Genomic DNA, 22136 nt, shown 5'->3' with positions numbered 1-22136 from the left:
TAACAAAAAATCTTATGCCGAAAGTTACATAAACTTTGGGTAATAACAAAGTCCGAGCTTGGGAAAGTTCGGACTTTGCGCATAAAAAAAGAGGATGCGACGGTTTTGACACACCCTCATGCTTCCTCCGGGTTTATCGGGTGATATTTATTTCTCAACTAACTCGAACTTCCGGAAACTGAGGATATCGTCGCTGAACCGGGGATTCAGGTAATGGCTGTCGGAAATATATAATCCTTCGGGGCGGACCAGCATGATTTTAGGATTATAGGTATTGTCGGGAAAGAGGGTTTCGCCGAGAATACGGAACTCTTTATCGAGAATGATAATGCTGAAGTTCTTACGCCCGAATTGTAGGAGTTCCATAGAACGGACACCTTTATCTAAAGTCGAAGGCGGATAAGCGATCCGGTAATAAACTTCCCGGTAGGGATCGTATAGCAGATCATTGTACCAGGCATTCACACAGAAGTCTTCGGGACTTGCTGTCAGCTCGTCCGGCAGTTGTACTTTGTCGAAGTATTTGCTTTTAACCGGAATTTTCCGTATCGAGTCGTGTTCCGGAGTGGCCACATAGATGTTTTCGTCGTAATGGAAGGAGTAAATGAAGCGTTGGCCGTCATAACACCGGCTGTAATTGGCTTCCATGCCATATCGTTTCAACTTGACTTCCGAACCGGGATAGTCGGGATAATCGAAAGAATGTAATGCTTTTCCCTCTTTCGTGTCCATGTCGATAGTAAAAGAGACGGGATCATGTTCGATCAGACGATTCGGCTCGATACAGGTATAGAGGGTTCGTCCGAGGCGTACAGGAGGGTGGGAGGCTGTAGCCATAAAGCAGGTTGACTTTTGCTCTGGATAACTTTGTTTGTCGAGAAGTGTACACTCTTTATTGATAAGATGGAATTCTTTTTCATAAAAGCTGAAAAGATAGATGCTGTCGAGATTCTGAATATAATAACCGAATGTCCTCCCGACGCCGTTGCTTCCTTCCTGTGGCGGGGTTATCCTGAATGCCGGCTTTTGCTGTTTCAGGTCATAGAAGTGGATCGTATTGTTTTCAAAGTTCTGGAAAGTGAGATATTCTTTTCCGTCTTTGTCTTTATAGACTGAGTAAATGTTGAAGTTGTTTTTCGTGTCCGAATCGATCGGGAAAGACAGCGTTTCGTCTGTCTCTTTCAATTCGCATGCTCCGTACTTTTTATCTGTTGAACAAGCAATGGACAGGAGTAGGAAGAAGAAGAGTAATAGATGGTGCTTTTTCATGTTCATAATAAATAGGGGGAAAGGAGGAGTTTTTGACATTCCTCCTTTCCTGGGTTTTATTCTTTCTTTACCGGCGGATAGTCGATCGTGTAGTGAAGGCCGCGGCTTTCCTTGCGTTCCATTGCCTGGCGGGTGATCAGGTAACCGACGTTGATCATGTTACGCAGTTCGCACAGTTCTTTGGATGCCTTGCAACGCTTGAAGAGGCTTTCCGTCTCTTCGTACAGGATGTCCAGGCGGTTCCAGGCGCGGGTCAGGCGGGTATTGCTGCGGACGATGCCGACGTATGCCTCCATGATCTGGTTCACCTCCTTCATGCTCTGGGTGATCAGCACGCGTTCTTCTGTGGAGATCGTGCCCTCGTCGTTCCATTCGGGGATGTCGGTATTGAAGTCGTAGCGTTCGAGGACGCTCAGGATATGTTTGGCTGCTGCATCCGCATATACGACCGCTTCGATCAGCGAATTGGAGGCCAGACGGTTCCCACCGTGCAGGCCGGTGCAGGAACATTCGCCGATGGCGTAGAGGCGGCGGATGTTGGACTGTCCGTTCAGGTCGACATTGATACCGCCGCAAAGATAATGGGCGGCCGGAGCCACCGGAATATAATCTTTGGTGATGTCGATGCCGATGCTGAGGCATTTCTTGTAGATATTGGGGAAATGCTTCTTCGTCTCCTCCGGATCTTTATGTGTCACATCCAGGTAAACGTGGTCCTCACCCCGGAGTTTCATCTCGTTGTCGATCGCACGCGCCACAATGTCGCGCGGAGCCAGCGACAGGCGCTTGTCGTATTTCTGCATGAACTCTTTTCCGTCGAGCGTACGCAGCACACCGCCATACCCGCGCATGGCTTCGGTGATCAGGAAACAAGGGCGGTCGCCCGGATGGAAGAGGGCGGTCGGGTGGAACTGGATGAACTCCATATTGCTGACAGCTCCTTTGGCACGGTACACCATTGCGATACCGTCGCCCGTAGCGATCAGCGGGTTGGTCGTGTTGCGGTAGACGGCTTCGCAACCGCCTGTTGCCATAACCGTCACTTTGGACAGGAAAGTATCGACTTTGCCGGTGTCTTCGTTCAGCACGTATGCGCCGTAGCATTTGATGCCCGGCGTATAGCGGGTGACGATGATGCCCAGGTGGTGCTGCGTGATGATCTCTACCGCAAAGTGATGGTTGAATATCGTGATGTTGGGATGTCTCTTGATCGCTTCGATGAGGCTTAGCTGGATCTCGGCGCCGGTGTTGTCCTTGTGGTGCAGGATGCGGAATTCGGAATGCCCTCCTTCGCGGTGAAGGTCGAAGTCTCCGTTCTCCTTTTTGTCGAAGTTCACGCCCCAGTTGATGAGTTCCTTGATCTGGCCCGGTGCGTTACGTACGACCATTTCCACCGCTTCCCGGTCGTTGATCCAGTCGCCGGCAATCATTGTATCTTCAATATGCTTGTCGAAATTGTCTACCAGCAGGTTTGTTACCGAAGCGATGCCTCCCTGCGCGAAGTAGGTGTTCGCTTCCTCCAGCTCTGTCTTGCAGATGATGGCTACTTTCCCCTTATCGGCTACCTTCAAAGCGAGGCTCATGCCGGCGATACCGGAACCGATCACTAAGAAATCGAATTGTTGTACCATAGTTTATATCCTTTGTAGCTGACAAAGTTAGGAATTAACTTATTTGGTTGTACCTTATAAAGGCCGCTTTCGTGCAAAATAGTCCGTATTACTGATTCTTTGGATATTTTAAACTTCCCGCCGTAAACATCTCAGAAAGGAACCCTGTTTTATTGGGGCATTGGATATCCTGCTAATTATTAACACTTAAACGTTTTAAAATATGAAATCTAAAGTTGTATTGAGCGCCCTGGCCTTGCTGTTTGCGGCCGGTGCGATGGCTCAGGATTGTACGTTCTTTTTCCCGCAGACCAAAGGCACGCAGCTCGTAAAAAAAGGCTACGATGCGAAAGGAAACCTGCAAAGTGTGATGACCTACACGGTCGATGAAGTGAAGAACATTCCGTCCGGCCTGGAAGTGGAAGCCGATTATGTGTTTGTGAATAACGCAGGGACGGTTTACGACAAGGGCGACCTGGAAGCATTCTGCCAGAACGGCGAGTTCTTTATGGAAATGAAAGAAGTATTGTCCAACCCGTCTTTTGTCTCGACCGTGCAATCGGATGTGGCTGCCACCGATGCCGTTATCAATTATCCGAGCGTCTCGAACGCGCCTTCCGGTAACGGAAACGATATGTATTTTGACGATGCCTATATCCAGATCTACTCGAAGAAGAACCGGAAGGATCGCAAGAACGTGTCTATCTATGACCGCGAATATGTGACGACCGAACAGGTGACGACTCCCGCCGGCACGTTCGACTGCACGAAAGTAAAATATAAAATCAAATCCCGCTCCCCGAAGGAAACGATCGAGGGCTACGGATATGAATGGTACGCTCCGAATGTGGGGGTCGTAAAGAACGAACAGTATAACAACAACAATCAGTTGCAATACTATACTGTCCTCGAAGTTGTAAAGTAATGAATGATATATTCCTCTTAGGAATTGTTTGACCGGTTTAAGTGGATGCGCTGTTGCTGAGAAGTTGCAGCGCATTTTCTTTTCCCTGAATCGCCAAAAGAAATAAAATGACTATCTTTCGGCAAAATTCAGGATATGGACAGAGTCTTTAAATCGAAAGTAGGTTGGTGGTATCATCTGATACTGTTGGTGATGGTGGCAAGCACTGTTGCTGCATTTGTGGGCGGCAAGTCTCCCGTAACAATGATCGTGTTGCTGTTGTTTACATTGGAATGCATTCACATGCTGTCGACTACTTGGTACAAGATAACGGCGGATGGTTATCTGATTGCCCATTGCAGTATTTTCCCGGAAAAGCGGATTCCTATTTCGGAGATAAGCGCCGTCGAAGTGACAGTGATGCCTGTTTCGAGCTACGCCCTGTCGCTGGACCGCCTGATCATCTACAAAGGCGACACGCAGTGGCTATTGGTCTCGCCGGTCAACAAGCAGGACTTCGTCAAGCTGCTGAAGAAGCATAATCCCGGTATCCAGATAAAGGATCCGGTTATCTAAAACTTAAAACATATTACCATGAAAGCACAGATTCGGAAAAACCAGAAAGATTGGCATATATACATCTTCTGGATTTTATTAGGAGCATTTGCTTTGTTGATTATTGTGAATGCTTTCAGCAGTAACGAGTTTGACCAACTGCCGTTGATCCTTTGTTTTCTATCGCTTGCCATACTTCAATTGCGTCCGTACCAGATAACAGATAAGGATATGTTGCACGGAAACGGACAAATCGACGTGAAACTGATCTCCCGGCTCGAATCTTGCGGAAATAAAGTCGTCGTCTATTACTCTCGCATGGAAGGAGGCATCGAGAGGCATTCCTCTTTTTATCCGGCTGACAAGGAAGAATTTATTTCGATATTACAACAAATTAATCCCAATATAAAACTTAATTAAATCTGAGAACATGAAATACGATGTTGCCATAATCGGGGGAGGTCCTGCCGGTTATACGGCTGCTGAAAAGGCGGCTGCGGGTGGTTTGTCCACCGTGCTTTTTGAGAAGAACGCGTTAGGCGGTGTGTGTCTGAACGAAGGATGCGTGCCGACAAAGACATTGCTTTACTCTGCGAAAGTGTATGATACGATCAAACACGCTCCCAAATATGCGGTGAGCGCAGAGAATCCTGCTTTCGATTTCCCGAAGATCATCGCCCGTAAGAATAAAGTCGTAAAGAAACTGACAGCCGGCATCCGCATGAAGATGAAGGAAAACGGCGTGGAAGTGGTGAGCGGCGAAGCCGAAATCAAAAGCCGGGCAGCCGACGGAACGATCTCTATCGCCTCGGGCGAAGCTGTTTATGAAGCCGCCAACCTGCTTATCTGCACCGGTTCGGAAACCGTTATTCCTCCTATTCCCGGATTGGCGGAAACGGAATACTGGACAAGCCGTGAGGCGTTGCTGTCCAAAGAACTGCCGGCTTCGTTAGTGATCATCGGCGGCGGTGTGATCGGCATGGAGTTCGCTTCCTTCTTCAACAGCATGGGAACGGAAGTGCATGTGGTCGAGATGCTGGATAAGATTCTCGGTCCGATGGACAGGGAACTGTCCGAGATGTTGCAGGCCGAATATGCCAAACGGGGCATCAAGTTCTATTTAGGGCATAAGGTGACTGTCGTAAACGGTGGCGATGTGACGGTCGAGAAAGATGGCGAGACTTTCGTTATCCAGGGTGAAAAAGTCCTGTTGAGCGTAGGCCGTCGTCCCGTGACAAAAGGTTTCGGTTTGGAAACACTGGCCCTCGAACCTTTCCGCAACGGTATTAAAGTGAACGGATTTATGCAGACTTCCGTCCCGAATGTGTACGCCTGTGGCGATATCACCGCTTTCTCCCTGTTGGCCCATACGGCTGTCAGCGAAGCGGAAGTGGCCGTCGATCACATTTTAGGCAAGAACCGCAGCATGAGCTATAAAGCCATTCCGGGCGTTGTCTATACCAACCCCGAAATCGCAGGCGTCGGCAAGACCGAAGAAGAATTGCAGGCCGACGGCACGCCCTACACCGTCAAGAAGATACCGATGGCGTTCTCCGGCCGCTTTGTCGCCGAAAACGAGCAGGGCAACGGCGTCTGCAAGCTGATTTTGGCTGAAGACGAAACGATCATCGGCGCCCACCTCTTGGGAAACCCGGCCTCCGAACTGATCGTCATCGCCGGTATCGCCATCGAAAAAGGCATGAAGGCCGACGAGCTGAAAGCCATCGTCTTCCCGCATCCGACCGTGGGCGAGATCCTTAAAGAAGCGCTCTGATAATTATTCCCCATACATGCCCGGTCCCGGTCCATCCCGACAAACTGTCCGGTGGGCCGGGATCTTTTTGCTGAAAGCCTTGCTTTAATTCACCTGAAGAGTGAAATGTTTCACTTTTTTTCATGGGGTGAAACTTTTGTTTCCCGCCAGTGAAAATAAATTTTCTCCGGCAAGAAACAAAAGTTTCATGCCTATGGAACAAAAGTTCCCCTTCTATGAAACTGTCCCGAAATAGGCAGCCGTCCGCCCTTTTCCGGGCGGGAGAAGATTCCGTCTTGCCGATGTTTCTTCGAAAATATCCTTATAAGATGCTGAAAATGCTACAGGTTACCGAAAAAATCATTTACTTTGCAACCTTAATAGTGTGCCAATGCGCAAAAGTGGCACATTGGCACATTAATTAATTGGCAAATTATTATTATGGCACAAGAAGATGTATTTAAGAAATTAGTTTCGCACTGTAAAGAATACGGGTTTGTATTCCCCTCTTCAGAGATTTATGACGGTTTAGGAGCAGTGTACGATTACGGGCAGTATGGCGTAGAGCTGAAAAATAACATAAAGAAATACTGGTGGGACAGCATGACGCTGTTGCACGAAAATGTAGTCGGCATCGACTCGGCTATCTTTATGCACCCTACTATCTGGAAAGCATCCGGCCATGTCGACGCTTTTAATGACCCCCTGATCGATAACAAAGATTCCAAGAAACGCTACCGCGCCGATGTGCTGATCGAAGATCACCTGGCAAAGATCGAGGAGAAGATGAATAAGGAAGTGGCCAAGGCCGCGAAGAAATTCGGCGATGCTTTCGACGAAGCCCAGTTCCGCGCAACGAATGGACGGGTGCTCGAATACCAAGCGAAATGGAACGAGATCCACGAACGCTACTCGAAAGACATGAACGATTCCAACTTCGAAGACCTGCGCCAGCTGATCCTGGATTGCGAAATCGTCTGCCCGATCTCCGGAACCCGCAACTGGACCGATGTCCGCCAGTTCAACCTGATGTTCTCTACGGAGATGGGATCGACTGCCGACGGAGCTATGAAAGTCTACCTGCGTCCGGAAACGGCACAGGGTATTTTCGTCAACTTCCTGAACGTACAGAAGACCGGCCGCATGAAAATACCTTTCGGTATCGCCCAGATCGGTAAGGCTTTCCGTAACGAGATCGTTGCCCGCCAGTTCATCTTCCGTATGCGCGAGTTCGAACAGATGGAAATGCAGTTCTTCGTTCGTCCGGGCGAAGAAATGGAGTGGTTCAAGCAGTGGAAGGCTACCCGCTTGAAATGGCATCAGGCTATGGGATTGGGTAACGAAAAATATCGCTATCACGATCACGAAAAGTTAGCCCACTATGCCAACGCCGCTACCGATATCGAATATGAAATGCCGTTCGGTTTCAAGGAAGTCGAAGGTATCCACAGCCGTACGAACTTCGACCTGAGCCAGCACGAAAAGTTCTCCGGCAAGAAAGTCCAGTATTTCGATCCCGAACTGAACCAGAGCTATACTCCGTACGTGATCGAAACCTCTATCGGCGTAGACCGCGTGTTCCTGAGTGTGATGGCCGGTTCTTACTGCGAAGAGACGTTGGAAAACGGCGAAACACGTGTCGTATTGAAGTTGCCCGCAGCATTGGCGCCTATCAAGCTCGCCGTATTGCCGTTGGTAAAGAAAGACGGTCTGCCCGAAAAGGCCGAAGAGATCATGAAGCTGCTGCGCTTCGATTTCCGTTGCCAGTATGATGAAAAAGATTCTATCGGCAAACGCTATCGTCGCCAGGATGCTATCGGAACCCCGTACTGTATTACAGTTGACCACGATACTTTGAAGGATAATTGTGTCACGATCCGTTTCCGCGATACGATGGAACAGGAACGTGTGAGCATCGACAAGTTGCACGACATTATCTCCGAAAAGGTAAGCATGAAGAATTTATTAAAAAAGATAATGGAATAAACGCATGAAGAAATACCTGCATATCGCGTTGATGTTGTTGTGTGTCCTCGTTGTCTCTTCCTGTAAGGATGACGACGATGATACTGAAGCTGTTGAGAAAGAAGCTTATCGGTTGGAACAGGACATTGCCTTCCAGGCCAAAGTGAATGATACCGGTTTTGAAAAATGGGTTTCAGAGGCTGGTGACGGTTATGTTTTTGCCAAACTGATTAAAAAAGGAAATGGCAAGCAAGCCTATTTCAATAGTCGTGTATCCGTATATTATAAAGGTTCTTTGACGGATGGGACGGAGTTTGATGCCCGGCTGTTTGAAGACGGTACGCCCTTCAAATGCGCGGTCAGTTCATACTATGCGAATTATTCGAACTCCAATCCGAATGGATATGGTTCCGTCATATTAGGCTGGACAGTCGCTTTGCAACACATGGTTGAAGGGGATAAATATGAGGTTTGGATTCCGCAGCAGTTGGCCTATGGCGCAAGCGGTAGCGGTAGTATTCCGGGTTATTCGACTTTAATATTTGAAATCGAACTGGTATCTGTGGATGAGCAGGCTGTTTCGGCAAGTTAAATGTAAAGGTTATTGGTTTTAAAAAGATAAAAGGGGCTGTCTACACTATTGCGTAGGCAGCCCCTTCTTGCTTTTTATTTCTTCCGTTTCAATATCCTCTGTGCGCAATCCGAAAGCACAACGATCGCCCCGGCAATAATCGCCGTGTCTTTTATCACCAGTCTGCCTGCCCCGGTCAGCAGCGGGAATCCGTGTTCTCCGCTTCCCAGATCCGGCACCCATACTTCAGGCGTTGTCACTAAGAAAGAAAGCGTCCCGATCGTCATGATAATGGCAAGTCCTGCACCTACCAGGCCGATTTTCGGGGAGAAAATACCTAAGAATGTCAGGATGCCGATAGCCATGATCAGAATGCCCAATCCGTGCGAGAAGCCGTACGTGTTGTTCTCCACATGCCACTGATGTTTTGCCTCGTTGAATTCCCCCTCTTTCAGCTTATATTCTTTATATTCGGGAGCGCTTTTCGTATAAAAGAAGCTCATAAAAGGACTGTTCGCTACAAACGGTACGATACCTTCCGCTTCATAATTATAGAACTTCAATCCTCCGATCCATACGAAAATGATCAGGATCGCTACGCGAATCAGATTAATACCTAACTTTTGAGTCGAAGCTGCAATGTTCAGGAAAGTGTAAAATAGATTACTTAATTTAGTCGTCATGTCTTTGCTGTTTTATGTGTTTGTTTTATGATGCAAAGATCGACCTATTGTGTCTTGCGGTAAATGGCAATTCTGCCGGATAACTTATCAATTTTCCCCGATCTGGCTATTTATAGGAAAAGGAAACCCCTATAAACAATTAAAGGCTGTCTCACGACAACCCCTAACCAAACTTTGTTAACCTTAAATCTAATACTATTATGAAAAAACCACGATGCAAAGATACGGGTTTGTCTGAACTTGTCAAGGGTTGAGATGCTAAATAGTGTTATTGGACTTCCAATAAAAATTAATTGCTGGCGAATAAGCCTTTTATTGAAAATAAAACTATCTTTGTCTGAAATTATTGAAGAAAAACGTAGAAGCGTTTCGTATTATTCTTTGGTTAGGAATCTGGTAAATTCATTGTACAAAAAGAATAATAGGCAAAAACGCTCGCGCTCCCATAGGGCGTGGGCTATTGCTTATTTGTTGTACAGCTTACCAGAGCTCCTAACCGGATGAGACAATAGCTCCACGCTTTTTTACCACAAATAGAAAGGAGACAATATTATGGAAGCGAAAATTGACATTGAAAAAGTAAGAAAAGGAGATCATGTTGCTTTTAAAGCTTTCTTTGAATGTTTCTATCCTAAATTGATGGCACTCGCTTGTCGTTTTGTAGATGAGCAGGTTGCCAAAGATTTGGTGCAAGAAGTTTTTACCTCCTATTGGGAACAGAAAAAGGTTATACAACCCGACAATATCCAATCTTTCCTTTTTAAATGGCTGCAAAATAGTTGCTTGAACCACATCAAGCACCAGATGATTGTTGACGAGTACGAATCACGCGTTCGCATCGCTGAGGCGCGTATCGCTTTCTTGGATGAGTCCAGCGACGCTAACGATGTCCTTAAGGCCGTTATAAACCAGGATTTGCGGGAAATCATAGAACTCTCCGTTAATAAACTGCCTCCCAAATGCGCACAGGCTTTCCGCCTGGCCTATTTCCATGATATCAGTCATAAGGAGATAGCCGAGATTATGGGAATCTCTCCCCGCACAGTTGAAGGACATATCCGGCAAGCGCTTGCCTTCCTCCGGGAAGATTTGAAAGGGCTTTTCCTGCTCATTTTCCTGCTCTGCAACATAAATTGAATTTTTCTTTGTTTTTGACCACGTAGTTTGTCCTGCCTCGATTGTCTTCTTTATATAAGCACAATAAAAGAAGATGGACGAACAATTACTCATACGATTCCTCACACATACCTGTACCCCGGAAGACCTCCGTTTAGTCGACCAATGGATTGCATCCGGCAAGCCCAATGCTGACTGGCTGTTCGAAATGGAACGCATATGGAGTTTGAAGGATGAACTGCGATTCTCGGATAGGAGAGAGATAGAAGAGGCGTATAATCGTTTTACTCTTTCCCAGGGAAAGAGTAAAAATGCTGAAGAGCATTTTACATATATCCACATATTAAAATATGTTGCAGCTATCCTTATCATCGGATTATTAGGATTAAATCTTTATGAAATGGTTCAGCCGGCAACTGTAGGCGAGAATACGGTTGAAGTACCGAAAGGGCAAAGAGCATCTCTAATGCTTGCCGATGGAACAAAGATCTGGTTGAATTCCCAAAGTAAACTTATTTACCCGACTCAATTCTCAGATAAGGAAAGGAATGTTCGGCTTGAAGGAGAGGCTTTTTTCGAGGTGGCTCATAAGGAACATCTTCCTTTTGTCGTGCATTCACCTTTGCTGGCAATAAAGGTGTTGGGTACGAAATTTAATGTAAAAGCTTACTTCGACGAAAAATCTGTTGTCACGTTAGCAGAGGGAAAAGTTGAAGTGGAAACAAACGACCGTAAAAACAAATTGACTCTTAAACCAAACGAACAGGTTTCATATTCGGAAAGTTCCGGTTTGACATTGGAAAAAAATATCAATACGAATACGGTTAAATTATGGATGAAAGGAGAAGGTGCTTTCATCCAATGCCGACTTGATAATATTGTTCGTGATTTGGAACGGAAATTTAATGTGAAAATAATTATAACAGATCATTCTTTAAGTTCTGAAGTTTTTACTTGCCGCTTTAAGGATACAGCTACCATTGAACAGGTTTTGCACTTGCTGAAAGAAACCCGGAGATTGGATTATTCATTTGAAGGGGAACAAATACGGATTTTCAAACCATTAAAATAAAAAGCCTATGGGAAAGGATTTATAAAAACGAAGGCTGAAGATACGGTAATATCTTCAGCCGGGATTAAGCGAGTAACGCTTTAGTGAACCTAAATTTATTACTAACTAATCATTTACAAATGTATGCATTATATTATGAAAAATACGCCATGCGGTGTATATAAATCGTCATGGCTTCGAAAAAGTCTAAATATTATGAGATGTGTTATATTATTCATACTACTGGGAACCTTACAGTCTTTTGCTAATTTAAGCTATTCACAGTCGGTGAAATTGTCATTGAATATGGAAAATACGACTGTACAGGAGGTCCTCGCTGCTATTGAACAAAAAAGTGGTTTCTATTTCACATATAATTTAGAACAAGTAAAAGTAACTCGTAAAGTTACTGTCAACTTTAAGGATAAGACAGTTCCTGAAGTATTGGATGAACTATTTGCAAAAGAGAATATCCATTATGTGATAAACGACAAGCATATTGCCTTGTATAAAGGGAACGAAAGGTTAGTCGCTTTACAGGCCAAGAAAAATATAAAAGGCGTAGTAACGGATAAAAACGGAGAGCCGATCCCCGGCGCCAATATCATTGAGAAAGGAAATCCTACTAATGGGACTATTACCGATGTCGATGGAAATTACACTTTATCCGTCTATGGAAATTCTGTGTTGGTAGCTTCTTATATAGGATATAATAGAATCGAAATTCAAGTTAAAGATCGTTCCGTTGTCGATATTACATTATCGGAGGATACGCAAGCATTGGAAGAGGTAGTTGTCGTTGGTTATAGTACCCAGAAGAAAGTAAACCTGACTGGTTCGGTCTCCACTGTTAATTTTGAAGAAATGTCATCGAGGCCCGTTACCGATGCCTCTCAAGCTCTTAGTGGTGCCTCACCAGGTCTTCAGATCATGCAAAGTTCCGGGCAACCTAATGCAGAGAGTTTTTCTTATAACATTCGCGGTGTCGGGACATTGAACTCTTCCAGCCCTCTTATTCTTGTTGATGGAATGGAACAAAGTATCAGTATGGTCAATCCTTCTGATATAGCCAATGTTTCCATCCTTAAAGATGCGGCTTCTTGTGCCATATATGGAAATCGCGGTGCTAACGGTGTTATCCTTATCACGACCAAAAACGGCACGGAGGGTAAAATTAGTGTGACGTATGATGGCACAGTCTCATATAATGAACCTTTCAAAATTGTTCATACAATTTCGGATTATGTCCAGTATATGAAATTGATGAATGAATCATCTAATAACTTGGGAAACTCCGATATGTTTTCTCAGAGTTCTATTGATCTTTGGGAAGCCGCTAAAGCTGATCCTAACGGCATTTCCGCTTCGGGCTATCCGAACTATGTCGCTTATCCCAATACAGACTGGTGGGATGAGATTTATACGAAGCAATGGATGCAGAAACATACGATTTCACTCAATGGCAAGGAGAAGAAAACAGGTTATTCAATGAGCTTTTCCTATATAGATAATCCGGGTATCATGAAGAATACGGGATATAATCGCTATATGGGGCGTGTGAATTTGTATTCTGACATTACCGACTGGTTGCGGGTTGGAACCCGTACATCGGGAAATGTTACCGATCAAGAAGTCAGTGTTACCAGTTATAATGGGAGCAGTCATATCAATTCCATGAACACGGAGAAGATGGTTCCTTGTATATATCCGTATTATGATGGAAAATATGGTGCGCCGGAAGGACCCGAAGAGGATCCGCAGTCACATAACGGACTTTGGGATAATGTATTGAACGGATTTGACAAATATTCACAGCTTTATACGGAGTGGTATGCTCAAGTCAAGTTTCTGAAATATTTTACATATAACTTTGATTTCTACTATCAGGATCTTCGCCGTGAGAGAAAAGTCTCGGACGCTTCCGTTGGAAAGTTCAGTTTTTCTAAGGGGGCTTATTCAACAGGAGCCGATGATCCCTCAACTCTTTATACTCGTATGTATTATACAAGGACGAATCGCACGAAGTTGAATCATTTACTTAATTATAACCAGTCTTTTGGCGTTCACGATGTGTCGGCTATGATTGGCTATGAGGAAGAAACGTATGATTACAGGGAGACAAATGTGAGTAAGCTGGGACTTACAGATGCTGCTGTAAATGACCTTGATGCCGCTACAACACCTTACTCGACGGCTGGTTATGGGACTGAATATGCTGCCCGCTCGGTGTTCGGGCGTGCGAATTATGCTTATAAGAGCAGATATCTGTTTGAGTTTAACTTGCGCTATGATGGCTCGTCGAGGTTTTCTCCTGATTATCGCTGGGGAGCTTTCCCTTCTTTCTCGGCCGGCTGGCGTATGAATGAAGAGACGTGGCTTAAACCAGTACAGTGGTTGACCAACTTGAAACTTCGTGCTTCTTGGGGTAAACTTGGCAACAATGCAATCGGCAATTATGATTGGCAGTCTGTATATTCGGCAGCAAATTATTCTACCGGTCAAGCTTTGACAAGTGGTATCGCCATCACTTCTATTGCCAATGCCGCTCTTACTTGGGAAGAGACGGCCGTTACTAATGTCGGTCTTGATTTTGGTTTCTTTGATAATAAATTGAATGGTAATATAGATGTTTATAACAAGTTGACTACCGGAATTCTGTACACTCCTGATATGTATATGGTAATGGGAAATGCAACTGCTCCGAAAGCGAATATTGCGGAAGTTACGAACAGGGGTGTTGAATTGGAACTCGGATGGAGAGATAATATCGGCAAGGATTTCAGTTATAGCATTAAAGGCCAGTTTTCTTTTAATAAGAACTTTGTCAGCAAATATAAAGGTAAATTGGAAAAAGGATGGAATGAGGAACATACGGAATATTCTACCAATATAGGAGATGTTTCTACCGGTAGTACTACAAGGGTTATCGAAGGACGTCAGATTAATGAATTTTATCTTCCTAATGTTTACAGTGGTAATGGTTCCTATTTCAATGCAGACGGTACGGTCAATATAAATGGTGGTCCCAAAGATGGTATGATCCGTACGGAAAACGATATGCAATGGCTTCAGGCCATGCAAGCGGCAGGTTATACTTTCCAGCCTTATAATAATATTGCTAAAAATGCACTTTGGTATGGTGAGTATATTTATGCAGATGCGAATGGAGATGGAGTTTATGGTAATTCATATGATTCTGAATTTCAGGGAACTTCAACGATCCCTAAATATAATTTTGGTATTCAGGCCAGTGCAAACTGGAAAGATTTCGACCTCTCTATGACTTGGGGCGGATCTGCCGGATTTAGTATTTACTACTATGGTAAGTCAAGGAATTCAAGTGAAACTACTTATGGCTATGCAATTCCGGATGCGGTGGCGGATGATCATTATTTCTATGATCCTGAAAATCCTTCGGATCCGAGAACCAATTTATCTTCGAAACAACCTCGTTTGGTTAATGTATCGGGGGCTCAGAGTTCGGCAAGTTCTTCACTTCATTTGGAGAAAGGGAATTTCATTAAACTTCGAAATTTGACTTTAGGATATACAATGCCTAAAAGTATTTCTAAAAAGTTCTATGTTGAAAGACTTCGTGTATATGCTTCCGGGGAAAATCTCTTTGCGATTACAGGCTTCTCCGGTATGGACCCTGAGATGCGTGTTAGTATGGGATATTCTACTATGCGTCAGTATGCCTTCGGTATTAATTTAACATTTTAATTATTTTGGAAACAGCTAATATATTGAAAATATGAAAAAATTATTCAGAAAAATAGCTATCATCGGAACCTTATCGGGTATGTTATTCGGTTTGGAAGGGTGCGCCGGCGATCTTCTTGATACATCTCCAAGTTATAGTTTCTCAAGTTCTAATGTGTGGACCAGCCCTATCCTTGCCCGTGCAGCTGTGATGGGTGTTTATAATGAACTGTATGAGAAATTCTCTAAAAATTACGATAGTCCTTCTATCGGTATTCCGTTTGATGCCTGGTCGTCCGTAATGGATATCGATATGAACTGGAAAAATAATTGTTTTGTGATTTCCGGTTCTTGTACGCCTTCGAATGGAAATGTCGGCAATCATTACAAGTATTATTATACGATTGTATATAGGGCTAATGATGTTATTAACAACATTGATAATGTCCCGGAAATGGAGGACAGCGAGAAAGCGCGACTGAAAGCCGAATGTAAATTTCTGCGTGCTTGGGCGTATTATCATTTGAATGTCTTGTGGAGAGGTGTTCCTATCTATACGGAAAATGTAGAGAGTTCGGAAGCAACTAAAGCACGTTCATCGGAAGCTGAGGTATGGGACCAAGTTCTTTCAGACCTTACGGATTGCATCAATGAATCTAATCTTCCTGGTAAATATGCTCAAGGTAATAGTAGTTATGGACGTATAACAAAAGGTGCTGCTTATGCTTTCAGAGGTTATGCTTATCAGTTTATGGGAGATTATGCTAAAGCACTTGCAGACTTTGAAGCAATTGAAGGGCTTGGATATTCGCTTTACAGTCCGAGTAATGGCGTAAAAGGAAACAGAGATTTCTTTCAGCTCTTTAAACCGGCTAACGAGCAATGCGATGAGATGATTTTTTCAATACAATGTGTTGAAACAAGTGGTATGGGAAATCCGAGAGGGATCAATTATGGTAATCGTTGTACGGGTGGTTCTGCTTGGAACAATTATCTCCCGAATCCAGCTTTTGTGGAAATGTACGAGTGTGCGGACGGATCCGAATTTGATTGGGAAAAATATTGTCCCGGATGGCATTCGATGACTCCCCAGGAAAGGGTTGCTTTCTTTCTGCGTGACGGACTTCAATCCGGTAAAGGAGAATGGGGAACAACTGAAGCGACTTCTAATTATCAGGCTCTTTATAATAATATGGTTTCTTATGGAGCCGATATGAGCAAATATTTGGATCAAGGGAATGAGGCAAGAATACGTCAGGCATATGAAGATCGTGATCCGCGTCTGATGCAGTCGATTATAACTCCTTACTCGACTTACGACGGGAATCAGGCAGGTGTGGGAAATCATACCTGGACACTCCGTTGGCCGTACATCCTGGATGCTGGAGAGCCTTATGACATTCGTACAGATACCAATTCTAAGTTTTATTATCTTTGGAGAAAATATGTAACAGAAAATGATGAATGTACGACTCGTTGGGTCTATTCCGAAGATATTATACTCTGCCGTTATGCTGAAATTCTTCTTAGGCGGGCTGAATGCTTGAATGAGCTGGGCAGGACGAGCGAGGCTGTTGCCTTTGTAAATAGGGTAAGACAGCGTGTCGGGCATGTTCTTCTTAATGATCAGGCTTATCCTGCGACTGTTGTGAGTGGGCAAGAGGATATGAGGCAGCGTATTCGTAAAGAGTTTTATGTTGAACTTGGAGGTGAAGACTCTATGTTCTTTAACGAGCTTCGTTGGGGTACATGGTACGACAGGAAGTTTAAAGATCATTCTTCCAAACAGGTAGGAGAACTTAATACGAATGGTTTGATGCAGATTTGGGGTGAGACTACTTACAAGCATCTTAGTGTTGGTGAACAAATAAAGATTTGGCCGATCCCTGCAAAGGAAAGAGAGATGAACTCAAGTCTTACGCAGAATCCGGGCTGGCAGGATTAATCTGTAAAATGTGAATAACGAAAATAGCGGTGTGTCAAAATCTACTTGTCCCCGCGCTTGACGCGGGGCCGCAAAAGAACAGGCCTTATCAATCAGATATTTATACGGCCGGTTTTCATGCGATCCCGCGTCAAGCGCGGGAACAAGGCAGTTTTGACACACACACTAATCTTAAACCATATTATATTTTACATCATATAAAAGATCCATATCATGAAACGAAGAGCATTTCTAACAATTAGTGCAACATCGCTTGCAGGTTTGGCGTTCGGAAGCCGATTGTCCTATTTATCTGAATCGAACCTGGAGAAAAAATATTCAATCGTATTGTTAGGCGATACACACTTTGATACGGAACCGGCCAGTGTGTATCATGCAGACTATAATGAACCGGTAGAATGGTTGAACCGAGTACAACGTGCTGAATTTGCCCGTAATGGGGAGATGTGGCGAGAGCGTTGTCCTTTGTTACTTAAACGGGCTGCCCAACTGATTGGTACTGACACCAAAATGGTATTTCAATTGGGCGACTTGATTCAAGGAGATTGCGGTAATCCGGAGGTCCACAAAAAAATGTTAGATGACGTGATGAACCGCTTCAAGTCAGAACTTCATGGTTTGCCCTTTGTGACTGTGACGGGTAATCATGATATCCGCGGAACGAACGCAAAAGAGGCTTATCATGCCTATATGCCGAAACGGATGTCTGAGGAATTAGGAAAGTCCATTATCCATACAAACTTTTTTTTCACGATCGGCAGTGATGCTTATATTGTATTGGATTTCAATGACCCGGATGATACACTCATTGATCAGATGCTAAAAGAGTGTGAAGGAGCCCGACATACATTTATATTGACTCACGGTCCGATTTTACCCTATGACGGAGGAAGTTGCCGATGGTTCTTCCACGGGGGTAAGTCGGCTGAAGAGACTGCTGCACGTAGACATTTTCGTAAAGTATTTGCCCAACGGAACGCCTTGTGTATCTGTGGACACATTCATACGACTGAATTGGCAGATTGGTATGGGGATGGTGGCCGCATTACACAAATGACGGTTAATAGTGTCTGGTCTAAACCGGAGTTAGGGACCTATTCTTGTACGTCGGAACAGCCGCAGGATTACGGTAATATTCACAAAATGGCTAAATCCAAGAAAAAAGAGGATGGATCCAAATATGAGGATGACATTGAGCTGTTGAATGAATATAAATCCGGTTTGAAAACCTATATCCGTTCGACTTCGGCAGGCTCTTATAAAATGAATGTTTCTGATCGGCATGTAACCATCGATTTCTATGCTGGTAATTCAAAGAAGATTAGTAAACATTTCAAGTTGAGGTGATAAACGCGTACTCATCCAGATATAGCTTTATTGAATGTGACGTGAGAGTAGGGTGAAATTTCACGAGCAAAAATTAAATAATTATTCAAATGAGAAAGAGTGTATTTTTATTAGCATTGTTTGTTTTGCCATTGTATATGTTGTTACAAGCGCAGGAAAAAACGGTGCCTTTTTGGGGTAAGCAGGAAGTGTATCTGATTAATCAAACTGAAAAAATTTTTCATCTGGTAGATGCTCTCTTAAAAGAAAATCCCCCTTCCTCTGGTAATCCGACATTGGCTCGTAAAGCAGCATTACAATTACTGGATGGTATATTCCATGATACGCGTTTGGATGGTAGTGGAACGATTTCCCAATTCATGGAATCTCGTTTGGGCGGTCTTTTGGAAGACATGCAGAAACCATTGGAGGAAGGGATGAAAGTGTATAAACTCTATAATGACGGATTTATCGTAAAGACAAAAAGTGTCACTGTCGCTTTTGACTTGTACCGTGGAGGGGCTATGAAAGAATCTCCTTCTTTGATCTCAGATAAAACGATGCAAGCTATTGTTGAACAGTGTGACATTATGTTCCTTTCTCATAATCATCCGGACCATATAGATCCGGTTGTCGTAAAAATGTTTACAGATATGGGAAAACAAGTGATTGCTCCGAACAATAGTTTGGAAGGGAATGAAATGGTAACCCACATTCGTTCGGAGCAGATCATCGATAGGGAATTTAAAACAAAGGGGGGCAAGTTGGAGGTAAAAATATTGCCAGGACATCAAAGTGAACTGATTAACAATATCCATGTGGTGACGACTCCTGAAGGTTTTACTTTCGCACAGACAGGTGATCAATATAGTGAAGATGATTTGGAGTGGTTATTTGATGTGGAAACAAAAATTCCTGCATTGGATGTTTTGTTGATCAACTGTTGGGCGAACCGTTTGTCCGATACGATTGAAGGATTCAATCCAAAACTCGTGATTACTGGACATGAAAATGAATTAGGGCACACGATTGATCATCGTGAGTCCTATTGGACTTCATTTATTAAATTGGAAAACGTTAGAACGCCCAGTTGCTTAATGACGTGGGGAGAGGTCTATTGGTATAAACGATAGCCCGATTTCCAATTAAAAATGGGACGGAGTTCTGAATGCGCAGAAAAATGAGATATTGTCCGATCGCCACGATGATAAATTACAATAACCCCTTTTTGCAGTTTTTTTCTATTTTACCTGAAATCTCGGTTTGTTTTTATCTTACTTTTTGCTCTGGTTCCGACACTCAGGATTGACTGTAGACGTTGTGGGGTTGGCATATCATCCGGTATCGGCTCCGTTTTGCCAGTCAAAACGGATAAAACGCAACAATATGATAAACCTCAACTGCCGGAGAATCGGATATTTGCGGGCAAGGTCGGGGCACAGATCATTTATGGAAAAAGTATTTCCCCGCCTTCCCGCTGTGAGGTGCGCAGAAATTTTTCAGGACGACCGTCTTCGTTGCCGTGAGCACCTGGTTCATGGGTAATGACGACCGTCTTCATGGCGATGAAGTCCCTTGTCATGGCGATGACGACCGTCTTTGTGGCGATAAACGGCAAATAGATGGAGAAAAGCTCGTTTTGTCCAAGAAAAAGCAATGTCTGAATTTATTCTATCATTAAGTCATTCTAATGTTAAATAAACCTTTAATTACAATAAGGGGTGGAGATAAGATGCCAATTGGCTCATGTGACAATATGCCAATTGAGAGGAATTTGCTTCACTCGACACAAGGTAAACTTTCTTCTTTCAAGCGTTAAAAAGCCATCTCTAAATAAAAATATAACTTTTCCGTAAGTAGTTTTTCCGGATAAATCGTCTATACTTGTAGAAACGTTTCTTTGTTTGCTTGCGTTATGGATAGACCGAAGGAGGATGATCGAGAGTTGATACAGTTCAAGGAGCTATATAAATCAAATGCTCCAATGCTGATTTTCTATGCTGGAAAGTATGTAAATGCTATTACTGCAGAAGATTTGGTGCAGGATGTGTTTCTTAAAGTCTGGCAAAAGAGGACTTTTCTGTTTTTGAAAGAAGGGATTAAAACTTATTTGTATCGCTCCGTTCAACATGCCTGTCTGGATTACCTGAAACATCAGGAGGTAAAAGGTGATTATATTAATGCCGTCACGACCAAATTAAAAATAGAAGAGATATATTACAATGACGATCCGCAATCCCTGTTTGCGGAAGACGAGCGTCTGGAGCTTATCTATAAAGAGATGGATAAGTTGCCGGAGAAATGTCGTGAAATCTTTACAATGTCCTATCTGGAAGAACGAAAAACTTCGGAAATAGCTGTACTGCTCAATATTTCCACCCGTACGGTGGAGGCACAACTTTATAAGGCATTGAAGATTTTGCGGAGCGTTTTACTCAGTTGTTTGATTTTTCTTCTAAATTTTTGAGAATTGCGTAAGTAGATCTGAAGAGATAATCGTGTATAATATAAACGAACATCGGAATGTCTGAAAAATATAACATAGAAGAATTAATAATCCGTTTCCTGCAACAGGATATAAATGAAGAAGAACTCCGTTACCTGGAGTCCTGGCTGGAAGAAGATGCGGAACATAAATCTTATTTCTTTGGGCTGAAAAGCATCTCAGACTCCAGTCGACGTTCTTTTTTCTCAAAGGAGGAGGTGAATGAGGCAAGTTGGCAAAGAATGCTTGCGCGCATAGATAAGCACCAAGAGAAGGATCCTTCTCTTGGTAAATCACGCATGCGTGATTTATGGTTTTCATGTGTAAAATATGTAGCTATTATAATTTTTGCAATTGGTGCTGGTTGGGGAATTCATGAATTCCAGGGAAAGAGACAGCAGTCTGATTTAACAGAAAAAGACGTAGTGTATAATGAGATACATGTCCGGAAGGGCGGACGTGCCAATACTGTATTTCTCTCAGATGGGAGTAAGGTTATTTTGAATGCAGCTACCACTTTTCGCTATCCTACCAGTTTTAATGGGAAAAACCGCCAGGTTTATTTGGATGGAGAAGCCTATTTTGAAGTATCTAAAGATGTGGAGAAACCTTTTGTCGTTAAATTGAAAAAGCAAGAAATAACAGTGTTGGGGACAACTTTTAATGTTCAGGCTTATGCTCATGAACCATATAGTGAAGTGACACTCTTGACTGGCCAGATTTTGTTGGAAGCATTCAACGAAAGAGGAGAATCTATGAGCCGTATGTATTTAAAACCGGACCAGAAAGCATTGTCTGATAATTCGACGGGCTCGGTCTCTTTGCAAGAAGTCAATGCATCGTTGTCAAATGCCTGGATTAATGGAGAGTATAAGTTCAAGGATGAACCATTAGCTTCTATCGTAAAACGTTTGGAGAATTACTACAATGTCAAGATACATCTGGATGATAAACGTTTGGAGAAGATCAAATATACGGGCACATTCTCATTGGATCAAGACATTTTGGATGTGTTCCGGATTATTGATTATGAAAAGCAGTTCACTTTCAAACGAGTGAAAAAGGATATATTCATAACAAGTAAATAATTTGTCAAATCATTAAATCTGATAGCCTATGTACAAAGTTTCAGTTGTTTAAAAAAAGAATCGGAAAATGGTTGCGACATTTCCCGATTCAAAAATCATTTTTGATTAGTTAA

The 22136-nt window shown here is 43.5% G+C and carries 18 protein-coding genes; 14 read left to right on the top strand and 4 right to left on the bottom strand.

Annotated features, from left to right (window positions below; genetic code table 11):
• Positions 1-147: 147 nt before the first annotated feature.
• Entirely contained in the window at positions 148-1269 is a 1122-nt protein-coding gene (locus H8S65_RS16265) for a DUF4221 family protein (protein WP_186930912.1), read from the bottom strand.
• Positions 1270-1325: 56 nt separating this feature from the next.
• A complete protein-coding gene (gene nadB / locus H8S65_RS16260) occupies positions 1326-2900 on the bottom strand; it encodes an L-aspartate oxidase (RefSeq protein ID WP_186930911.1) in 1575 nt (524 codons plus the stop codon).
• A 202-nt stretch (positions 2901-3102) separates the two neighbouring features.
• Here nadB and H8S65_RS16255 point away from each other — a divergent pair, with 202 nt between their 5' ends.
• From H8S65_RS16255 to bamJ, 6 genes are all read left to right on the top strand, one after another.
• On the top strand, positions 3103-3804 hold the full coding sequence (locus tag H8S65_RS16255) for a TapB family protein (RefSeq protein ID WP_186930910.1): 702 nt from the start codon (positions 3103-3105) through the stop codon (positions 3802-3804).
• Positions 3805-3939: 135 nt separating this feature from the next.
• Positions 3940-4359, top strand: coding sequence for a PH domain-containing protein (locus tag H8S65_RS16250; protein ID WP_186930909.1), 420 nt, complete (start codon positions 3940-3942; stop codon positions 4357-4359).
• An 18-nt stretch (positions 4360-4377) separates the two neighbouring features.
• On the top strand, positions 4378-4758 hold the full coding sequence (locus tag H8S65_RS16245) for a hypothetical protein (protein ID WP_186930908.1): 381 nt from the start codon (positions 4378-4380) through the stop codon (positions 4756-4758).
• 10 nt (positions 4759-4768) lie between these two features.
• Positions 4769-6112, top strand: coding sequence for a dihydrolipoyl dehydrogenase (gene lpdA, locus H8S65_RS16240; RefSeq protein WP_186930907.1), 1344 nt, complete (start codon positions 4769-4771; stop codon positions 6110-6112).
• A gap of 420 nt (positions 6113-6532) precedes the next feature.
• Positions 6533-8077: a glycine--tRNA ligase gene (locus H8S65_RS16235; protein ID WP_186930906.1), complete on the top strand. Its 1545-nt coding sequence runs from the start codon at positions 6533-6535 to the stop codon at positions 8075-8077.
• A gap of 4 nt (positions 8078-8081) precedes the next feature.
• Positions 8082-8648, top strand: coding sequence for a BamJ family beta-barrel-assembly machinery protein (gene bamJ / locus H8S65_RS16230; protein WP_186930905.1), 567 nt, complete (start codon positions 8082-8084; stop codon positions 8646-8648).
• 74 nt (positions 8649-8722) lie between these two features.
• Here the strand turns inward: bamJ and H8S65_RS16225 are convergent, their stop codons facing one another.
• Complete coding sequence (locus tag H8S65_RS16225) at positions 8723-9310, bottom strand: DUF417 family protein (RefSeq protein WP_186930904.1); 588 nt, start codon at positions 9308-9310, stop codon at positions 8723-8725.
• A gap of 552 nt (positions 9311-9862) precedes the next feature.
• Between H8S65_RS16225 and H8S65_RS16220 the strand changes: the two genes are divergently transcribed.
• From H8S65_RS16220 to H8S65_RS16195, 6 genes are all read left to right on the top strand, one after another.
• Positions 9863-10447, top strand: coding sequence for an RNA polymerase sigma-70 factor (locus tag H8S65_RS16220; protein ID WP_186930903.1), 585 nt, complete (start codon positions 9863-9865; stop codon positions 10445-10447).
• 73 nt (positions 10448-10520) lie between these two features.
• Positions 10521-11498 (top strand): FecR family protein, encoded by a 978-nt coding sequence (locus H8S65_RS16215; protein ID WP_186930902.1) that lies wholly within the window; start codon positions 10521-10523, stop codon positions 11496-11498.
• A 285-nt stretch (positions 11499-11783) separates the two neighbouring features.
• Positions 11784-15200: a TonB-dependent receptor gene (locus tag H8S65_RS16210; RefSeq protein ID WP_186930901.1), complete on the top strand. Its 3417-nt coding sequence runs from the start codon at positions 11784-11786 to the stop codon at positions 15198-15200.
• A gap of 31 nt (positions 15201-15231) precedes the next feature.
• Positions 15232-17124 (top strand): RagB/SusD family nutrient uptake outer membrane protein, encoded by a 1893-nt coding sequence (locus H8S65_RS16205; RefSeq protein WP_186930900.1) that lies wholly within the window; start codon positions 15232-15234, stop codon positions 17122-17124.
• 213 nt (positions 17125-17337) lie between these two features.
• Complete coding sequence (locus H8S65_RS16200; protein ID WP_186930899.1) at positions 17338-18471, top strand: metallophosphoesterase family protein; 1134 nt, start codon at positions 17338-17340, stop codon at positions 18469-18471.
• Between the two features lie 89 nt (positions 18472-18560).
• On the top strand, positions 18561-19583 hold the full coding sequence (locus tag H8S65_RS16195; protein ID WP_255489289.1) for an MBL fold metallo-hydrolase: 1023 nt from the start codon (positions 18561-18563) through the stop codon (positions 19581-19583).
• 314 nt (positions 19584-19897) lie between these two features.
• Here the strand turns inward: H8S65_RS16195 and H8S65_RS16190 are convergent, their stop codons facing one another.
• Positions 19898-20107 carry a hypothetical protein gene (locus H8S65_RS16190; RefSeq protein ID WP_186930898.1) on the bottom strand — a complete coding sequence of 70 codons (210 nt, stop codon included), beginning with the start codon at positions 20105-20107 and terminating at the stop codon, positions 19898-19900.
• Between the two features lie 258 nt (positions 20108-20365).
• Between H8S65_RS16190 and H8S65_RS16185 the strand changes: the two genes are divergently transcribed.
• Together H8S65_RS16185 and H8S65_RS16180 are read left to right on the top strand one after the other, a co-directional pair.
• Positions 20366-20917 carry an RNA polymerase sigma-70 factor gene (locus H8S65_RS16185; RefSeq protein WP_186930897.1) on the top strand — a complete coding sequence of 184 codons (552 nt, stop codon included), beginning with the start codon at positions 20366-20368 and terminating at the stop codon, positions 20915-20917.
• Positions 20918-20973: 56 nt separating this feature from the next.
• Positions 20974-22023 (top strand): FecR family protein, encoded by a 1050-nt coding sequence (locus H8S65_RS16180; protein ID WP_186930896.1) that lies wholly within the window; start codon positions 20974-20976, stop codon positions 22021-22023.
• The last annotated feature ends 113 nt before the right edge of the window (positions 22024-22136 follow it).

It is taken from the genome of Parabacteroides hominis, from assembly GCF_014287585.1.
GTDB lineage: Bacteria > Bacteroidota > Bacteroidia > Bacteroidales > Tannerellaceae > Parabacteroides > Parabacteroides hominis.
This window is presented reverse-complemented; position numbering and strand designations above follow the sequence as displayed.

What these genes read in the sequence shown, in the direction of transcription:
- H8S65_RS16180 (WP_186930896.1), top strand. Translation starts at nt 20,974, where the DNA reads ATGTCTGAAAAATATAACATAGAAGAATTAATAATCCGTTTCCTGCAA.
- H8S65_RS16205 (WP_186930900.1), top strand. Translation starts at nt 15,232, where the DNA reads ATGAAAAAATTATTCAGAAAAATAGCTATCATCGGAACCTTATCGGGT.
- H8S65_RS16185 (WP_186930897.1), top strand. Translation starts at nt 20,366, where the DNA reads ATGGATAGACCGAAGGAGGATGATCGAGAGTTGATACAGTTCAAGGAG.
- lpdA (WP_186930907.1), top strand. Translation starts at nt 4,769, where the DNA reads ATGAAATACGATGTTGCCATAATCGGGGGAGGTCCTGCCGGTTATACG.
- H8S65_RS16265 (WP_186930912.1), bottom strand. Translation starts at nt 1,269, where the DNA reads ATGAAAAAGCACCATCTATTACTCTTCTTCTTCCTACTCCTGTCCATT.
- H8S65_RS16235 (WP_186930906.1), top strand. Translation starts at nt 6,533, where the DNA reads ATGGCACAAGAAGATGTATTTAAGAAATTAGTTTCGCACTGTAAAGAA.
- H8S65_RS16220 (WP_186930903.1), top strand. Translation starts at nt 9,863, where the DNA reads ATGGAAGCGAAAATTGACATTGAAAAAGTAAGAAAAGGAGATCATGTT.
- H8S65_RS16210 (WP_186930901.1), top strand. Translation starts at nt 11,784, where the DNA reads ATGGAAAATACGACTGTACAGGAGGTCCTCGCTGCTATTGAACAAAAA.
- H8S65_RS16225 (WP_186930904.1), bottom strand. Translation starts at nt 9,310, where the DNA reads ATGACGACTAAATTAAGTAATCTATTTTACACTTTCCTGAACATTGCA.
- H8S65_RS16200 (WP_186930899.1), top strand. Translation starts at nt 17,338, where the DNA reads ATGAAACGAAGAGCATTTCTAACAATTAGTGCAACATCGCTTGCAGGT.
- H8S65_RS16195 (WP_255489289.1), top strand. Translation starts at nt 18,561, where the DNA reads ATGAGAAAGAGTGTATTTTTATTAGCATTGTTTGTTTTGCCATTGTAT.
- H8S65_RS16250 (WP_186930909.1), top strand. Translation starts at nt 3,940, where the DNA reads ATGGACAGAGTCTTTAAATCGAAAGTAGGTTGGTGGTATCATCTGATA.
- bamJ (WP_186930905.1), top strand. Translation starts at nt 8,082, where the DNA reads ATGAAGAAATACCTGCATATCGCGTTGATGTTGTTGTGTGTCCTCGTT.
- H8S65_RS16215 (WP_186930902.1), top strand. Translation starts at nt 10,521, where the DNA reads ATGGACGAACAATTACTCATACGATTCCTCACACATACCTGTACCCCG.
- nadB (WP_186930911.1), bottom strand. Translation starts at nt 2,900, where the DNA reads ATGGTACAACAATTCGATTTCTTAGTGATCGGTTCCGGTATCGCCGGC.
- H8S65_RS16245 (WP_186930908.1), top strand. Translation starts at nt 4,378, where the DNA reads ATGAAAGCACAGATTCGGAAAAACCAGAAAGATTGGCATATATACATC.
- H8S65_RS16255 (WP_186930910.1), top strand. Translation starts at nt 3,103, where the DNA reads ATGAAATCTAAAGTTGTATTGAGCGCCCTGGCCTTGCTGTTTGCGGCC.